The following is a 16,823-nucleotide window of genomic DNA, read 5'->3' on the forward strand; positions in this document are numbered from 1 at the left end:
GAAATGCAGGCACTGCTCTATACGCTTGCGCCTGTGCTGGCGGTCGTGCTCGGCGCGATTGTCGCGAGCCGCACCAAGTTGAAACCTGGCCTCGTGGCGGGCCTACAGCATCTCGCTGCCGGCGTCGTGTTCGCGGCGGCAGCGACCGAAATCCTGCCGCAGGTCAAGCATGAGGCATCGCCCAGCGCGACGTTGATCGGCGGGGCGGCGGGCGTCGCGACCATGCTGGGGCTCAAGGCTCTTGAGGCCCGCTTCAAGGGGCCGATGGCGCTACTCGCCGCGATCGGCATCGACATTCTGGTCGACGGCCTGGTGCTCGGCCTCGCTTTCGTGGCGGGCGAGAAGGCAGGTCTCCTGCTGACGATCGCGCTCACTCTGGAAGTGTTATTTCTGGGACTGACGCTGACCGACGAGCTGGCGGAAACCTATCGCTCGCGCTTGCGCATCATCGTGATCGTCTCGGCATTGGCCCTGCTGCTGCCGATCGGCGCGCTCGCTGCCGTGCCGGTCGCCGCGCTGTCGCCGGTGATGATCGCCGGCTTCCTCAGCTTCGGGCTGATGGCGCTGCTCTACCTCGTCACGGAGGAGTTGCTGGTCGAGGCGCACGAGAAACCCGACACCCCGCTCATCAGCTCGATGTTTTTCGTCGGCTTCCTGGCCCTGCTGACACTTGAGGAGATGATGGGATGATCCCGGGCAACGACAACAATGGCGGGCAGGAGCGCCGCACACTGTGGATCGTCCTGCTGCTGAACGCGGCGATCGCTGCGGGCTTCTTCGTTTCCGGCTTCTTCGCGGACTCGAGCGCGCTGATCGCCAACGGCGTCGACAACCTGTCCGATACGGCTGTGTATGCGCTGAGCCTTGTGGCGCTCACCCGGGGCCAGACATGGAAGACACGCGCCGCGGTCGCTTCGGGCGTCATGCTGCTGATCTTCGCGGGCGGCATCTTGATCGATGTCGGACGGCGCTACGTGCAGGGCAGCGAGCCCATCGGACCTACCATGATGGTCATGTCCGCGATCGCCGGCGTCGTGAATTACCTCTGCCTGCGGCTGCTCCAGCGCCTCAAGGATCCGGACGTCAATCTCCGGGCCGCAACCACCTTCAGCTTCAACGACTTCATTTCCAACGGCGGCATCCTGATCGCCGGCGTGCTGGTGCTGTGGTTGGGTACCAATTGGCCGGACCTGCTGGTCGGCTTCGCCACCGCCATCATCGCCATCAAGGGCGGTGTCGAAATCCTGCGCGACGCGCGCGCCGAAACCAAGAAAAGCGAAAGGAGGTCGTCATGAACGACAAGCTCGAACTCGACATTCCAGTGTTGTTGCCGGACCTTCCTGACGCGGCCGATGCCTGCCTGGACCGTCTCGTATCAACCCTGTCAAAGCGCGAAGGTGTCGAGCGGGCGCATGTGATCTGTCTCGACGGCAACACGCCAGCGGCGCTGTGCATCCATTTCGATGCCGCCAAGCTGCCGCTGCCACGGTTGCGCGAAATGGTGCGCGCCGCAGGTGCCGAAATCACCGAGCGCTACGGCCATGCGATCTGGCAGGTGACGGGGATCAACCACGAACGTCGGGCGCGCACGGTCAGCGATGCGCTGTGCGCCTTGCCCGGCGTGGTCCAGGCAAGCGCCAGCACCAGCGGGTCTGTCCGGGTCGAATATGATCGCCGCGAAACCACCGAAGAGGAGGTGCGCGCTGCGCTTCGCAAGCTGAAGGTGAGGGTGGGCAAGCGGGTCGCTGCCGATGAACATGCCGGCCACGACCACGGCCCCGGGGGCCACGGCGCGGGCGAAGAGAAGCACGGCCCCGGCGATGGCCACGACCATAGCCACGCCGAATTTCTCGGCCCCAATACCGAGCTGATCTTCGCGCTCGCCTGTGGCGCGCTGCTGGGGATCGGCTACGCGATCGAGAGGCTGGTCGCTGGCGCGCCCGAATGGCTGCCGACCGCCTGCTATATCGCAGCCTATTTCTTCGGCGGATTCTTCACGCTGCGCGAGGCGATCGACAACCTCCGGATGAAGAAGTTCGAGATCGACACGCTGATGTTGGTCGCTGCGGCCGGCGCCGCTGCGCTGGGCGCATGGGCCGAAGGTGCGCTGCTGCTGTTCCTGTTCAGCCTCGGCCATGCGCTTGAGCATTATGCAATGGGCCGCGCCAAGAAGGCGATCGAGGCGCTGGCGAAGCTCGCGCCCGAAACCGCGACCGTGCGACGCGGCGGGCAGACCAGCGAAATCCCGGTCGAGCAGATGGTCGTCGGGGACATTGCCATCGTCCGCCCGAACGAGCGCCTGCCTGCCGACGGCTTCGTCATCAAGGGCACCAGCGCGATCAACCAGGCCCCGGTCACGGGTGAAAGCATCCCGGTCGACAAGGTGCCGGTCGCAGATGCCGCAGCGGCACGCGCCAAGCCCGATGCAGTCGACGCGGAAAGCCGGGTTTTTGCTGGTACGATCAACGGCGGCGGCGCGATCGAGATCGAGGTGACACGCCGTTCCAATGAAAGCGCGCTTGCCAAGGTCGTGAAGATGGTGAGCGAAGCGGAGACGCAGAAGTCGCCGACGCAGCGCTTCACCGACCGGTTCGAACGGATCTTCGTGCCCGCCGTCCTGGTCCTGTCAGTGCTCCTGCTGTTCGCATGGGTGGTCGTCGACGAGCCGTTCCGCGACAGCTTCTATCGCGCGATGGCGGTGCTGGTGGCGGCAAGCCCGTGCGCGCTCGCGATCGCAACGCCGAGCGCGGTCCTGTCGGGCGTTGCCCGTGCAGCGCGGGGCGGCGTGCTCGTGAAGGGCGGTGCACCGCTCGAAAACCTCGGGTCGCTCAAAGCGATCGCTTTCGACAAGACGGGCACGCTGACCGAAGGTCGTCCGCGCATCACTGATGTCGTGCCCGTCGATGGCGCCGATGAAGGCGAGTTGCTGGCGCTGGCTGTCGCCGTCGAAGCGTTGAGCGACCATCCCCTGGCCCAAGCGATCGTCAAGGACGGCCGCGAACGTCTGAACGATCGTGCCGTGCCGACTGCCGGCGACCTCAAGAGCCTGACCGGTCGGGGCGTCACCGCGAGCGTGGATGGCGAGACGGTGTGGATCGGCAAGGCCGAGATGTTCGGAAGTGAGGGCATTCCGGCGCTGGGGCAGGGCGCGCAGGACGCAATCGCGAAGCTGCGCGAGAACGGCCGCACGACAATGGTGGTCCGCAAGGGGGACCGCGACCTGGGCGCGATCGGCCTGATGGACACGCCTCGCGAAGCTGCCAAGACCGCGTTGCGTCGGCTGCACGAGATGGGCGTGTCGCGGATGATAATGATCTCCGGCGATCACCAGAAAGTCGCCGAAGCGATCGCCGACGAAGTCGGGATCGACGAAGCGTGGGGCGACCTCATGCCCGAAGACAAGGTTGCCGCGATCAAGAAGCTCGCCGGCGAAGACAAGGTCGCGATGGTGGGCGACGGCGTGAACGATGCGCCGGCGATGGCAAGCGCCACGGTCGGCATCGCGATGGGCGCGGCGGGGTCGGACGTTGCGCTGGAGACAGCCGACGTGGCGCTGATGGCCGACGATCTGGCGCACCTGCCATTCGCAGTCGGTCTTAGCCGCCATACCCGTGGAATCATCCGGCAGAACGTCTTCGTCAGCCTGGGTGTCGTCGCCTTCCTGGTGCCTGCTACCATCCTCGGCCTCGGCATTGGGCCAGCGGTGGCGGTTCATGAGGGATCGACGCTGCTCGTCGTCATCAATGCGCTCAGGCTGCTCGCCTACCGCGATCCGGCAGGGAAGGCGGCATGAAGTGGCTGATCGCCTTCGACCTCGACGGCACGCTTGCCGAGAGCAAGCGGCCGTTATCGGAGGATATGGCCGCAATCCTCGCCCGATTGCTCGCCATCACGGATGTGGCGGTGATCTCGGGCGGGGACTGGCCGCAGTTCGAAAAGCAGATCGCCTCGCGCCTTCCTGCCGGCGTCGCGCTCGACCGTCTCTGGTTGATGCCGACCACAGGCACGAAACTCTATCGGTTCATCAATGGCGCTTGGCGCGCGGTCTATGCCGAACTGTTCGACGACGCGGAGAAGGCGAAGATCCGCACGGCCTTCGATCAGGCGCTGACCGATGCCGGTCTCGCCGACGAACGTATCTGGGGCGAACGGATCGAGGACCGGGGCAGCCAGATCACCTTTTCGGGCCTGGGGCAGGCAGCGCCGCTGAAGGAAAAGGAAGCGTGGGATCCTGACCGAAAGAAGAGGACCGCGTTGCAGGCCACGTTGCGCGCGAAGCTGCCGGAGCTCTCGATCAATCTCGGTGGCACGACATCGATCGACGTGACCAGAGCAGGGATCGACAAGGGCTATGGCCTGAAGCGCCTGAGTGCCGAGAGCGGTGTCCCGCTCGACGGGATGCTGTTCATTGGGGATGCGATATTCCCCGGTGGGAATGACTATCCCGCTGCTGAAATCGGCCTCGACACAGTGAGGGTGCGCGACGTCGCGGAAACCACCGCCGTCGTGACCGCCATCATCGCGTGTCTGCACCGATAGGATCAAGATACATGGTCGGCTCCATCGCGGAATGCCGCATTGTCAAAGCTCTGGCTTCTGTCGCTTAGGGCAGCGCTTCCTAAAACGAAAAGAAGGCAATGTGCGCGTCTCCGCGAACAAAGCCTCCAGCGATCAATCTAAGAGATTCCGCCGCGCTTCTCAATCGTAGGGGGCGTTTGCGGGAGGGGGCGGAATCCTACGCTAAGGATTTGGGCCAGCGATATTCCCCGGTTAGATTGATGTGTTCCCATCCCAACGGCGAGACGTGGGCGAGTAGATCAGGCGCGATATGGGTACCGCTGGCGGCCCGGGTATTGACGACCTCGCCGAGCTTCATGGTGTTCCAGAATATGATGATGGCGGCGAGCAGGTTCATTCCGGCGATGCGATAGTGCTGGCCTTCGCCGGATCGATCCCGGATTTCACCTCGGCGGTGGAAGCTGATGGCGCGCTTTAGGGCGTGGTGGGCCTCACCCTTGTTGAGGCCGATCTGAGCCTGGCGCTGGAGGCCGGCATCAAGAATCCAGTCGATCATGAACAGGGTTCGCTCGATGCGGCCCACCTCTCGCAATGCGAGGGCCAGCTCATTCTGGCGCGGGTAAGAGGCGAGCTTGCGAAGAATCTGGCTGGGGGCGACGATCCCCGCTGCGATCGTCGCCATGATGCGCAGGATGTCGGGCCAGTTGCGCTCGATGAGCGGTTCATTGATCTTACCTCCGACCAGCGCTCGCACATTGGCCGGCGTCGCGTTGGGCGTGAAGGCATAGAGTCTTTTCTGAGGGAGATCGCGGATACGGGGGGCGAACCTGTAGCCGAGCAAGGCGCAGGCGGCGAACACATGATCGGTGAAGCCGCCCGTGTCGGCAAAATGCTGGCGAACGCGGCGGCCCGCGTCATTCATGAGCAGCCCGTCCAGGATATAGGGAGCCTCGCTGACCGTTGCCGGGATCACCTGGGTTGCGAACGGCGCATATTGATCGGACACATGGCTGTATCCCTTGAGGCCCGGGACGTTGCCATATTTCGCGTTGATCAGATTCATCGCCTCGCCCTGCTCGGTAGCAAGGAAGAACTGCCCGTCTCTGGATGCCGATTGCCCTTGTCCCCAGAAGGCGGCCATGGGCAGGGCGGCGTGGGCCTCCACGATCATGGCGAGCGCCCGATCATAGGCGCTGCCTTCGACATGCCAGCGCGCGATCCGCAGCAATTCCCAGAAGCTGTGCGTGTTGGTCGCCGCCGCCATCTTGCGCAAACCGAGATTGACGCCTTCCGCCAGCAACACGTTCATCAGGCCGATCCGGTCGCTGCAGGGCGCGCCGGTGCGCAGATGCGTGAACGCCTCGGAAAATCCGGTTCGCTCATCGACTTCCAGCAACAGATCGGTGATCCTCGCGGGCGGGAGCTGTTGATAGAGATCGAGCACGAGATCCTCGGCCCCTTCGGGCGTGTCGGCCCTCAGCTTGTCGATGTGCAGCTTGCCGTTCTCGATGATGCCGCCTGGGATCGTGCCGGTTCGCGCCGCGCGGCCAAACTCCTTCAGCCGTGTATCCAGTCGAGCCCTGCGCTCGGCCAGCCATTCGCCGGGTCGCAGCGGCACGGCGAGCCGCGCGGTCTGCTCTATCGCCTGTGGCGGGACCAGAAGCTGCTTGAGGTCGCCATAGCGGCGCGATCCCGCCAACCATATGTCACCGGACCGGAAGGCGTCGCGGATGTGGAACAGCACCGCGATTTCCCAAAGCCGGTGGTCGCCGCTGGGCTCAGCGCAAAGATGACGATGCCATTTCGAGTTGGGACGTAGAAAATCCACCGGCGGATCGACCTTGATCCCGTTACGCAGCATCGCAACGGCCGCCAGAAGAGGCGTGGCGATCGGCGCCGCCTGCATGTCGAGCAGGCGCAGCATCCTGGGCGCGTAGAGGCGGAAACGGTGATAGCCGTCCAGCACACGGCTGAGCGGGTCGGCCGCGAGCACGTTGGTCAGCGCGGAGGCCGTGGCGACAAGGGTTCTGAACCGTTCCCAGCCAGGCCCGGTGGCGATTATCCCGTCCAGGGCCGTGCCATCGTCCTGCGCTCCAAGCAAAGCACCACCGATTTCGGCAAAGGACTTCAGCGTGTCCCGAACGGCCGCCTTTTCGTCGGCGATCCTGGTGTTGCAAAGGCGTTCGGAGGCCCGATAGAGACGGCCTACGATGCGATCGTGGGTCTCCACGATGACATCGGCCAGCGATGACCGCCATTCCAGGGTGCAGACAGCGAGGATCGCAAGCCGCCTGTCTTCGGGCAGATCACGCATGCCGTCGGCATAATAGCGCTCGCCCTGCCGGCGAAGCCGGGTCACACGATGCGCCGGCACGCCGTCCAGCAAATCCGCCGGAAGATCGAACCTTTGAAGATATTCCAGTCGATCCATCAGCCGGTTAGCGGCTGCTGAATTTGCGCCAACCTCGAACTGTCGCAGCCATACGAAGCGCGTGACGCGACCATCCACCGTATCCTCCAACAGGTGAGCCAAATTCTCGCTCAGGGTTGGCGTGATGCGATGGGCGATAAGATCCTCGATCCGGCGCTCGGCCTCAACCAGCGCATCGGCGCAAAGGCGCTCGATCGTCGAGGAGCCGGGAAGGATCGTGCGGGTGCGGCGACACTCCGCAACGAAGCGACGGGCAAGATCCTCATTCGATGTCGCCGCCTCGGCTTCCCGAGCGATCCATTCGCGCAAATCCCGTGCGCCCCGCCCCGAAAAGGAGCGATAGCCGTAGATTCGGCGAAGGTCCGCCAGATGCTCGTGCCGGGTCTCCTCGCGCGCGGCATAGAGGAGTAGATCGTCGCTGGTCAGGCCGAGCTGGGCCGCGATGAAATCCGATACCTGCGCCGGGATCAACTCGCCAGGAGCGAGCACCCGGCCCGGGTAGCGCAGGACGCACAGTTGCAGCGCGAAGCCAAAACGATTGTGGGCGCGCCGGCGCTGGCGGATATGCCCGAGATCCTCATCGCTGAGGGTATAGTGCCGCAGCAGCTCACCTTGATCGACCGGCAAGTGAAGCAGCGCCTCGCGCTGTCGATCGGTCAGGGTCACGCGACGCGGCATACATGCTCCTTATTCTTTCCGAGCTACGGTTTGAGATAGCTTGATTGAGATGCTGGTTAAGATACACAATAGCCCAATCTTATGTGCTCATGTTCGTCACCGCCTCAAACCTTCGTTTGTGATCCATGCTGATCGGCTACGCCCGCGTGTCCAAAGCCGACGGCTCGCAGTCGCTCGACCTGCAGCACGATGCCCTTCGCGCTGCCGGTGTCGAGCCAGGCAATATCTATGATGATCGTGCATCCGGTAGCCGTGATGATCGCCCCGGTCTTGCCGCCTGCCTGAAATCGTTGCGCGACGGCGATGTCCTCATCGTTTGGAAGCTCGACCGGCTCGGCCGAACGCTCACCCACCTGGTCAGCACGGTGCAGAATCTGTCGGATCGCGGTATCGGTCTGCGGGTGCTCACCGGCAAGGGCGCGCAGATCGACACCACGACGCCATCGGGCCGGATGGTGTTCGGCATTTTTGCCACACTGGCGGAGTTTGAGCGGGATATGATCCGCGAGCGCACCATGGCTGGCCTGGCCGCTGCCCGCGCGCGGGGACGCAAGGGTGGCCGCAAGTTCGCCCTCTCCAAGGCCCAGGTGCGGCTCGCTCAGGCTGCTATGGCCCAACGCGACACGTCCGTTTCCGACCTCTGCAAGGAACTCGGGATCGAGCGCGTCACTCTCTACCGCTATGTCGGTCCCAACGGGGAACTCCGGGATTACGGTCAGCGCGTGCTTGCTGCCAAAACGCGATGATGATGACGGGAGCCCCGATCAAACTTACCCAAGCGGACGCCGCAGACGTTGCAGACCTGTACAACCGTTGCAGCGACTATTTCCTGTTGCAGGACGGGGCCGCGCCCACGCTGGACGATGCTCGCGAGCTTTTCTCCGATGTGCCGCCCGAAAAGAGCGCCCACAATCAAGCTGTCCTGGGATGGAAGGGGCCTGGCGGCCTATATGCAATCGCGGCCATCCTCCGCGATTATCCGCGTGATGGCACATGGTATCTCGGCTTCATGATCGTAGATGCCGCACAGCGTGGTCGTGGCGTCGGACGCTCAATTTACTCGACGGTCGAAAGCTGGGCCGCTGCGAGAGGTGCCACAGAGATTCGGTTGGCCGTGCTGGAAGCGAATGAAGCGGCAGAGCGATTTTGGCGTTCTCTCGGCTTCATTGAGTATCGGCGCGTTGGGCCAGACACCTTCAAAATGCGTAGCCATCGCCGGATAGAACTGAGCCGTCGCCTTTCTGGCGCGACCGTAGAAGGCAGCAACAAGTAAGATCTCGCGCCGGCTATCTGGGCGAGCTTGGCGTAGGATTCCGCCCCCTCCCGCAAACGCCCCCTTTCAGGGAAGGGGGCTTGAGATCGCCTTGATGGCCTTCAATCCCGTTCCAAAACGAGCGATCGCGTCCCTGTTTCTCTCCAGCTCGCCATAGGGCAGATAGGCGAAGTCGAGATCGGCAATACGGCTGAAAGCCGGGCGACGGAGTTGCGCGCGAACGTCCTGCTCGCGCGCATTCGGTGCGACCAGGAATAGCCCGGCGGCAGCGTGCAGATCGCTCCCCGACAGCGCCAGATCGAGCATGCGCACGATCCCCGAGTAGATCGAGGTCGAATGTTCAACCTCGAACGCGGCGGCGACGCCGTCGCCACCCTTCGCCAGCCACAACACGTCGATGAGGCGGATCGAGTCCGCTCCGGGAGAGGTCGCAATGGCGTCTGGAAGGCGCTCGAGGCATCCCTGTCCAAGCGGGCAGCCAGCGTGAAGTCGACCGCGGTCATTGGCGGCGATCCACACATCGTAACCGAGGGCATGGCCGAGGTCGCGCAGCCAGGCCTGGATTTCGGCGTGCGTGCGATCGGTTTCGCCCTGCGCGGCGGCTGTCTTGTCGAGCCGGCTTGCCTCCGCTCTGGCATGTTCCAATCTGCCGAGCCAGTCGTCGGCCGCCGTTGCGTCATCCTCCAGCGGTGGCGCGGGATAGCGGCCCGAGCCAATGTCGAACAACAGTCCGCCGATCGCGCCGAGATCGTTGGAGAGCAACTCGCGGTAACGGTCGTTGAGGTCGAGGATGCCGGCGCGCATGGCGAGAAAATGATCCCATGACCCGAGCTTCACCTTGGCGCCGGTGACGGCATTGTAGCCCTTGACGATCGCGGTATTGAAGGGCGGCACCAGCGTCGGGTGAAGGAAATAGAGCAGGTTGGCCGCCGCCGGCCCCAGCCCCTTGATCTTGAGCGCGTCTATGCTGCGGATGTGGCTGATGATCTCCTCGGCGGTATCGCAGCACGAGCAATTGTCGAGCAGGCGACCGAACGCCCGCTGGTTGTCCGGGCTTTCGTAGATGTCTGGAATGCGCAGCTTGGGCTTCCACAGCCAGGCATGGTCGGCGCCCTTGAAGATCTGCCGCTGTTCGGCGATCGAGTGGACAACCGTTTCCAGTGACGAGCCGCGATAGGCGACGCCGAACCGCCCACTTTCGATTTCTGCGACCACCTGCTGCAGCCCGCGACGGATGGAGCGGAAGTTTTTCAGCCGTTCGTCCCACAGAAACCAGGAGCGATAGGTGGCGCCGGGATCGTCTCGCCAACGACGGACAAGCTCGCTCACGAGATCATGATGTGTCGCGGGTAACAAGGTCATACTGGCTGGGTCATCTAAACTGGGCTCCTTGCCGTTCAGGCTATCGCGAGCAAGGGCGGCTTGCACGTTCAATGTGCGATCCGCGAAGCGTGCTCAAATTGTCGGTGATCGCGCAGGGAAACGCCGCTGGCATTGGGCGTTGCCGGTCGCAACCGTCGACCGGGCGCACAGCCAGGCAGACGGCCGGCACGGGCGTCGCCGCCCGGGAGCGGCGCCGCAACCAGCTTTTTCCGGTCGAACTTAGCGGATCACTGCTTTGCGATCGCGGTGACCTCGCCATCGCTGCCCTTGAGCGAGAGGTCGAAATCGACCTTGTCGCCGACCTTGACCGCATCGGTGATCGACGGCGCGGCCTTGAACGCCATCGTCATCGCGGGCCACTTGGCCTCCGGGATCGGACCATGATCGAGCGTGATCGTGCCTGCCGCCTTGTCGATCGCGGTGACGGTGCCATGGCCCTTGGCCTTGATCGCGGCGTTCGCGTCAGGCGCCATCGACATGTTGCCCATGTCGCCGCTCATGGTCGCGGCGGGCGCCGCCTCGTTGGTCTCAGTCGCAACGGGGGCCTCCGCCTTCTTGCCGCACGCGGCAGTCAGGGCGGCGAGGCCGAGGGCAATGGTCAGTCGTGCATGGTTCATCGTCTTCTCCTTCATGATGAAACGGGTTGAGGGATGGGATCGGTCTTGGGCCGGCGCAACAGCAGGTAGGCGGCGGGCAGGACGAACATTGAGAGCAAGGGCGCGGTCAGCATGCCGCCGATCATCGGCGCGGCAATCCGGCTCATGACCTCCGAACCCGCGCCTGATCCCAGCAGGATCGGCAGCAGGCCGGCCAGGATCACCGCCACCGTCATCGCCTTGGGACGGACGCGCAGCAGCGCGCCTTCGCGCACGGCGGCCTCGACCTCGGCAGCGTCCGGATGTGCGCCGCGCTCGGCCAGCGCGTTCTTGAGATAGATCAGCATCACCACCCCGAACTCGGCGGAGACGCCGGCGAGCGCGATGAACCCGACCCCGGTGGCGATCGACTGGTTGAACCCCAGCAGATAAAGCGTCCAGATGCCGCCGGTCAGCGCAAACGGCAGCGTCCCCATGATCAGCGCCGCCTCGTCGAAGCGGCCGAAGATGAGGTAGAGCAGCACGAAGATGATCAGCAGCGTCGCGGGCACGACCAGCTTCAAGCGGTCGACCGCGCGCTCGAGATATTCGAACTGGCCAGAGTAAGCGATGCTGACCCCAGGCGAGAGCCTGACCTGTTTCGCCACCGCACGCTGCAGATCGCCGACCACCGAGGCAAGATCGCGCCCGCGCACATCGACGTAGACCCAGGTCGAAGGCCGGGCATTCTCGGTCTTGAGCATCGGCGGTCCCTCGGCGATCGAGACGTTTGCCACGGTGCCCAAGGTGATCTGCTGGCCCGCGGGCGTCAGGATCGGTAGCGCCCGCAGCCTTTCGAGGCTGTCGCGCAATTCGCGCGGATAGCGCACGCTGATCGGATAGCGGGCGAGGCCCTCGACCGTCTCGCCGATCGTCTCGCCGCCGATCGCGCCGGAGACGATGGCCTGGACGTCGGCGATGTTGAGCCCGAACCGCGCGGCGGCGGCGCGGTCTATGTCGACATCGACATAGCGTCCGCCGGTCAGCCGCTCGGCGAGCGCCGAGCTGACGCCGGGCACGCTCCTGGCCACGGTCTCGACATCATGCGCGATGCGGTCGAGCTCGGCGAGGTCACTGCCCGACACCTTGACCCCGATCGGGCTCTTGATGCCCGTCGCGAGCATGTCGATGCGGTTGCGGATCGGCGGCACCCAGATATTGGCGAGACCCGGAAGCTTCACCCGGCGATCGAGCTCGTCGACAAGGCGTTCGGGCGTCATGCCCGACCGCCACTGGTCGCGGGGCTTGAATTGGATCGTCGTCTCGAACATTTCGAGCGGCGCGGGATCGGTCGCGGTCTCGGCGCGGCCGGCCTTGCCGAACACGCTTTCGACTTCGGGCACGGTCTTGATCAGGCGGTCGGTCTGCTGGAGCAGCTCACTCGCCTTGGCGGCCGAGAGGCCCGGCAGCGCCGAGGGCATGTAGAGCAGGTCGCCCTCGTCGAGATTGGGCATGAACTCGCCGCCGAGCCGGCTGAGCGGCCAGGCCGTGGTGGCGAACACCAGAGCCGCGATCAGCAGCACTGCCTTGGGCCGCTTCATCGTCCAGTCGATCGCGGGCCGGTAGATATTGGTGAGCCAGCGATTGACCGGATTGGCCTGCTCGGCCGGAATGCGGCCCCGGATCAGCCAGCCCATCAGGATCGGCACCAGGGTCACCGACAGGATCGCGGCCGCGCCCATCGCATAGGTCTTGGTGAAGGCGAGCGGCGCGAACAGCCGGCCTTCCTGCGCCTCCAGGGTGAAGACCGGAATGAACGACAGCGTGATGATCAGCAGGCTGAAGAACAGCGCCGGCCCGACCTCGGCCGCCGCCTCGGTGACGACGATCCAGCGCATCTCGCCATCGAGATGTCTGTCCGGGTGATCCTGCTCCCAGCGTTCGATCCTCTTGTGGGCGTTCTCGATCATGACGACCGCCGCATCCACCATCGCGCCGATGGCGATGGCGATGCCGCCCAGCGACATGATGTTGGCGTTCACCCCCTGGAACCGCATTACGACGAACGCGGCCAGCACACCGAGCGGCAAGGTCAGGATCGCGACCAGCGCCGAGCGGACGTGCCAGAGGAACAGGGCGCAGACCAATGCGACGACGATGAACTCCTCGACCAGCTTGCGGGTGAGGTTCTCGACCGCGCGATCGATCAGCTGCGAGCGGTCATAGACCGTGACCACCTCGACGCCCGGCGGCAGGCTTTTCCTGAGATCGGCGAGCTTGTCCTTGACCGCCGCGATGGTCTCACGGGCGTTCTTGCCTGACCGAAGAATAACGACGCCGCCGGCGACCTCGCCTTCGCCGTTCAGTTCGGCGATGCCGCGCCGCATCTCGGGGCCGACCTGGATCGTGGCGACATCGCCGAGCCGGACGGGCACGCCGCCCGCCGCAGTCTTGAGCGGGATTGCCCGGAAATCGTCGAGCGTTTTCAGATAGCCCGAGGCGCGGACCATATATTCGGCCTCGGCCATTTCCAGCACCGAGCCGCCGGCTTCCTGATTGGCTTGGCTGATCGCCTGCACTGCCTGGGCGTGGGTTACGCCGTAGGCCGCGAGCTTCACCGGATCGAGCAGCACCTGGTACTGCTTGACCATGCCGCCGATGCTGGCGACTTCGGCCACGCCGGTCACGGTCTTCAGCTCGTAGCGCAGGAACCAGTCCTGCAACCCGCGAAGCTGCGAGAGATCGTGCCGGCCGGTGCGGTCGACCAGCGCATATTCATAGACCCAGCCGACCCCGGTCGCGTCCGGCCCGAGCGCGCTGCGGGCGCTGGCCGGCAACCGACCCTGGACCTGGTTGAGATATTCGAGCACGCGGCTGCGCGCCCAGTAGAGATCGGTGCCGTCCTCGAAGATCACATAGACGAAGCTGTCGCCGAAGAAGCTATAGCCGCGCACCGTCTTGGCGCCGGGCACCGACAGCATGGTGGTGGTGAGCGGATAGGTGATCTGGTTCTCGACGATCTGCGGCGCCTGACCCGGATAGGAAGTGCGGATCACGACCTGCACGTCGGAAAGATCGGGCAGCGCGTCGATCGGGGTCGAGCGCACCGCCCACAGGCCCGCGCCGACCAGCGCGAGCATGCCGAGCACGACGAAGAAGCGGTTCCTCACCGACCAGCGGATGAGATGGGCGATCACTGGCCCGCCACCTTCGCCATATGCCGCAGCGTCGGTCCCGCCGGGGGCCGGTCGAACCCGAACCGGACCCGGTCACCCGCCTTGAAGCCGCGCGCGATGCCCGGATTGGCGAGCGCGAAGGTCATCGTCATCGCCGGCCAGTCGAGCGCGGGAACGGGCTCGTGGCTGAGCGTCACCGAATTGGCCGTGATCCGCTCGATCTTGCCCGTCGTCTCGTACAGCGTGGCTTTCGACGCTGGCGCGGCGATGGTCGCCGATGCCGCACCGCCGCCGATCGGCCGCGCCTCGATTCCCGACAGGCTCGCCTCGGAATCGATCAGGAACTGCCCCGAGACGACGACGTTCTCGCCGGGCGACAGGCCGGCAAGGATCTCGGTCTCGCCGCCTGCCTCGCGGCCGATGCGGACCTCGGCGGGATGATAGCGCCCGTCGCCTGCGGCCAGCATGACGAGCGTGCGCCTGCCCGTGCGGATCACCGCTTCGCTCGGCACCAGCAGCGCCGGCTTGGCATCGCCGCCAAGCGCGACGCTGGCGAACATGCCCGGCCGCAACCGGCCGTCCCGGTTGGGCAGCTCGATCCGCACGGTGAGCGTGCGGCTGTCGGCCTGCGTGGTCGGCAGGATCGCGATCACCCGGCCGGCGAAGCGCTCGCCGGGGAAGCCCGCCAGCGTGGTGCTGGCATTCTGGCCGACCCGGACATCGCCCGCGCGCGCTTCGGGCACCGCGGCATTGAGCCAGACGGTGCCGAGCCCGCTTACCTGGGCGAGCGTCTGGCCCATGGCGAGCGTCACGCCGGCACGGGCGTCGAGCGTCTGGATCGTGCCCGAGATCGGCGTCGTGATCGTCACCACGCCGTTCGGGCGTCCGCTCCGCTCGACGCTGGCGATGAGGCCGTCGGACATGCCCATCAGCCGCAGTCGCTGGCGCGCGGCCGCGGTGAGGTCGGGCTTGCCGAGCCGCCTGACGCTCAGATATTCGGTCTGCGCGCCGCCCCATTCGGGCAGGAGCAGGTCCGCGATCGGCGCGCCGGCGCGGACCACGTCCCCGGGCGCTCGCGCATAGACGCGGCTCACGAACCCGCCCGAACGCGCCTGGATGACGGCGACGTCGCGCTGGTTGAAGTCGATCGTGCCGGTGACCTCGAGGGCCGAGGCAAGGCTGCCCATCTTCGCCGCGACGACCCGCAATCCCAGGCTCTGCCGCGCGGCGGGATCGACGGCGACCGTGGGGGCCGCGCCGGCGCTTCCTCCGTCCGCGTATCGCGGCACGAGCTGCATATCCATGAAGGGCGACTTGCCGGGCTTGTCGAACTTCTGGTTGGGGAACATCGGATCGTACCAGTAAAGGACTTTGCCTGCCCCGGCGGGCGTGGTCGCCTCCGATTGCGGTGCCTGGCGATGGCCAGCCCAATAGCCTGTGCCGCCGGCCAGCAGCGCGACAGCCAGGATCGATGCGCCCCAGCGCAGCGCGGATTTATCGAGCGTCATGGCCGCTCCTCCCCATAGGTGATAGTGATGCGGACCGCGTCGCGCGCGACGTCGGCTTCGCGGTTGAGCGCCTCGACCTCGGCCTCCGCGAGCCCGAGCGTCGTGAGCAGCGCGGCGCCAAGGTCGAGCTTGCCGGCGCCATAGCTGTCGCGGTCGAGCTCGGCGCGGTGCCTGGCGAGTGGCACCAGCGTCTCGCGGGCATTGCGCAACCGGGAGAGATGCATGGCATGGTCTGCGAGATCGGCGTCGAGCTGCGCCACCAGCTCGCGGCGGATCGCCTCGCGGTCGAACCGACCCCCTTGCGCAAGGCTCTCGCTTGCAGCGATCCTGGGGTTCTGGCGCTTGCCGGCGAACAGCGGCAGGTCGATCGACACGCCGACCGAGGCCATGTCGCCGTACATGGGATCGCGCCGGCCATAGGTGACGCCGACCTTCCAGTCGGGGCGCTTGTCGGCGCGCGCGAGACGCACGTCCGCTTCGGCGACTGCGATCCGCGCGTCCTGCGCGCGCAGGGCGGGAAGCGCATCGATCCCGGCCCGCAGCCGGATCGGATCGACATCGAGCATCGGCGGGTCGCCCGTCGCCTGCGGGTCGGGGTCGCCGGTATAGCGCGCGAGCCGGGCCCGCGCCTGCGCCACCACCGCAGCCATCTCGGCGCGGCGATCGGCGATGGCGGCGCGGAGCTGGTCGGGCTCGAGCGCCTGGCTCGGGCGCGCGCTGCCCGACGCCAGGCGTGCGGTCACGGTCTTCTGCAGGTCGTCGAGGCTGGCATCGAGCAGGTCGAGCTGCCGGAGCCGGCGTTCTCCATAATAGAGATCGACCCAGGCGAGGGCGGTCTCGAGCCGCACGTTGCGGCCTTCGACCAGCTCGCCCGCCTCGGCGATACCGATATCGGCCGCGGCGCGCGCGGCGCGTGCATGGCGCTTGGCGAGATTGGGGAAGGTCTGGCTGAACCCGATCGTCGCCATAGTGAAATCGTCGCGCGTGAAGCTGCCGGCATTGGGGCCGCTCACCGGGAAGTTCTGCAGGCCCAGGTCGAGCGTCGGATCGGGCAGGCGATCGGCCGCGACCGCCGAAGAGCGGGCGCCGGCTGTCGCCGCCGCGCGCGCCTTGAGGCTTGGCGCGTTGGCGGCAGCGAGCCTCACTGCCTGCTCGTAGGTGAGCGGGCCGGCCGACACCGGCACGGCCCAGGCGCTCGCAAGCGTCGCACCGATAGAGAGCAACAGGCGTCGCACAGCGCGCCTCGGCATCATGATCATGGATATCATCCCCTCATGACAG

The 16,823-nt window shown here is 65.8% G+C and carries 12 protein-coding genes; 6 read left to right on the top strand and 6 right to left on the bottom strand.

Going from position 1 to position 16,823, the window contains the following annotated elements; translation table 11 throughout:
* Nucleotides 1–3 precede the first annotated feature (3 nt).
* From A8G00_RS08340 to A8G00_RS08355, 4 genes are read left to right on the top strand one after another with little or no spacing between them, the layout of a single operon-like run.
* Nucleotides 4–690: a ZIP family metal transporter gene (locus A8G00_RS08340; RefSeq protein WP_004212882.1), complete on the top strand. Its 687-nt coding sequence runs from the start codon at nt 4–6 to the stop codon at nt 688–690.
* Complete coding sequence (locus A8G00_RS08345; protein WP_004212885.1) at nt 687–1,295, top strand: cation transporter; 609 nt, start codon at nt 687–689, stop codon at nt 1,293–1,295. Before A8G00_RS08340 ends, A8G00_RS08345 begins: the two co-directional genes overlap by 4 nt.
* Entirely contained in the window at nt 1,292–3,793 is a 2,502-nt protein-coding gene (locus A8G00_RS08350) for a heavy metal translocating P-type ATPase (RefSeq protein WP_004212886.1), read from the top strand. The genes A8G00_RS08345 and A8G00_RS08350 overlap by 4 nt, the downstream gene beginning before the upstream one ends.
* On the top strand, nt 3,790–4,539 hold the full coding sequence (locus A8G00_RS08355) for an HAD-IIB family hydrolase (protein ID WP_004212890.1): 750 nt from the start codon (nt 3,790–3,792) through the stop codon (nt 4,537–4,539). The genes A8G00_RS08350 and A8G00_RS08355 overlap by 4 nt, the downstream gene beginning before the upstream one ends.
* A gap of 196 nt (nt 4,540–4,735) precedes the next feature.
* Here the strand turns inward: A8G00_RS08355 and A8G00_RS08360 are convergent, their stop codons facing one another.
* The gene (locus A8G00_RS08360) at nt 4,736–7,627 is read right to left on the bottom strand and encodes a Tn3 family transposase (protein WP_103000451.1); all 2,892 of its coding nucleotides are present in this window, start codon (nt 7,625–7,627) and stop codon (nt 4,736–4,738) included.
* 125 nt (nt 7,628–7,752) lie between these two features.
* On the opposite strand from A8G00_RS08360, the gene A8G00_RS08365 reads away from it, so the two are divergent.
* On the top strand, nt 7,753–8,373 hold the full coding sequence (locus A8G00_RS08365; protein ID WP_008832583.1) for a recombinase family protein: 621 nt from the start codon (nt 7,753–7,755) through the stop codon (nt 8,371–8,373).
* On the top strand, nt 8,370–8,900 hold the full coding sequence (locus A8G00_RS08370; protein ID WP_007686150.1) for a GNAT family N-acetyltransferase: 531 nt from the start codon (nt 8,370–8,372) through the stop codon (nt 8,898–8,900). Before A8G00_RS08365 ends, A8G00_RS08370 begins: the two co-directional genes overlap by 4 nt.
* Before the next feature lie 66 nt (nt 8,901–8,966).
* Here A8G00_RS08370 and A8G00_RS08375 read toward each other — a convergent pair whose 3' ends face one another.
* The 5 genes from A8G00_RS08375 to A8G00_RS08395 form a co-directional block, all read right to left on the bottom strand.
* Nucleotides 8,967–10,262 (bottom strand): hypothetical protein, encoded by a 1,296-nt coding sequence (locus A8G00_RS08375; protein WP_013039108.1) that lies wholly within the window; start codon nt 10,260–10,262, stop codon nt 8,967–8,969.
* Between the two features lie 248 nt (nt 10,263–10,510).
* On the bottom strand, nt 10,511–10,915 hold the full coding sequence (locus A8G00_RS08380) for a copper-binding protein (protein WP_007406376.1): 405 nt from the start codon (nt 10,913–10,915) through the stop codon (nt 10,511–10,513).
* The gene (locus A8G00_RS08385; protein ID WP_007406408.1) at nt 10,912–14,055 is read right to left on the bottom strand and encodes an efflux RND transporter permease subunit; all 3,144 of its coding nucleotides are present in this window, start codon (nt 14,053–14,055) and stop codon (nt 10,912–10,914) included. Before A8G00_RS08385 ends, A8G00_RS08380 begins: the two co-directional genes overlap by 4 nt.
* The gene (locus A8G00_RS08390) at nt 14,052–15,542 is read right to left on the bottom strand and encodes an efflux RND transporter periplasmic adaptor subunit (RefSeq protein ID WP_007406384.1); all 1,491 of its coding nucleotides are present in this window, start codon (nt 15,540–15,542) and stop codon (nt 14,052–14,054) included. Before A8G00_RS08390 ends, A8G00_RS08385 begins: the two co-directional genes overlap by 4 nt.
* On the bottom strand, nt 15,539–16,801 hold the full coding sequence (locus A8G00_RS08395) for a TolC family protein (RefSeq protein ID WP_013039107.1): 1,263 nt from the start codon (nt 16,799–16,801) through the stop codon (nt 15,539–15,541). Before A8G00_RS08395 ends, A8G00_RS08390 begins: the two co-directional genes overlap by 4 nt.
* Between the last annotated feature and the right edge of the window lie 22 nt (nt 16,802–16,823).

It is taken from the genome of Sphingobium sp. SA916, assembly GCF_002894065.1.
Lineage (GTDB): Bacteria > Pseudomonadota > Alphaproteobacteria > Sphingomonadales > Sphingomonadaceae > Sphingobium > Sphingobium fuliginis.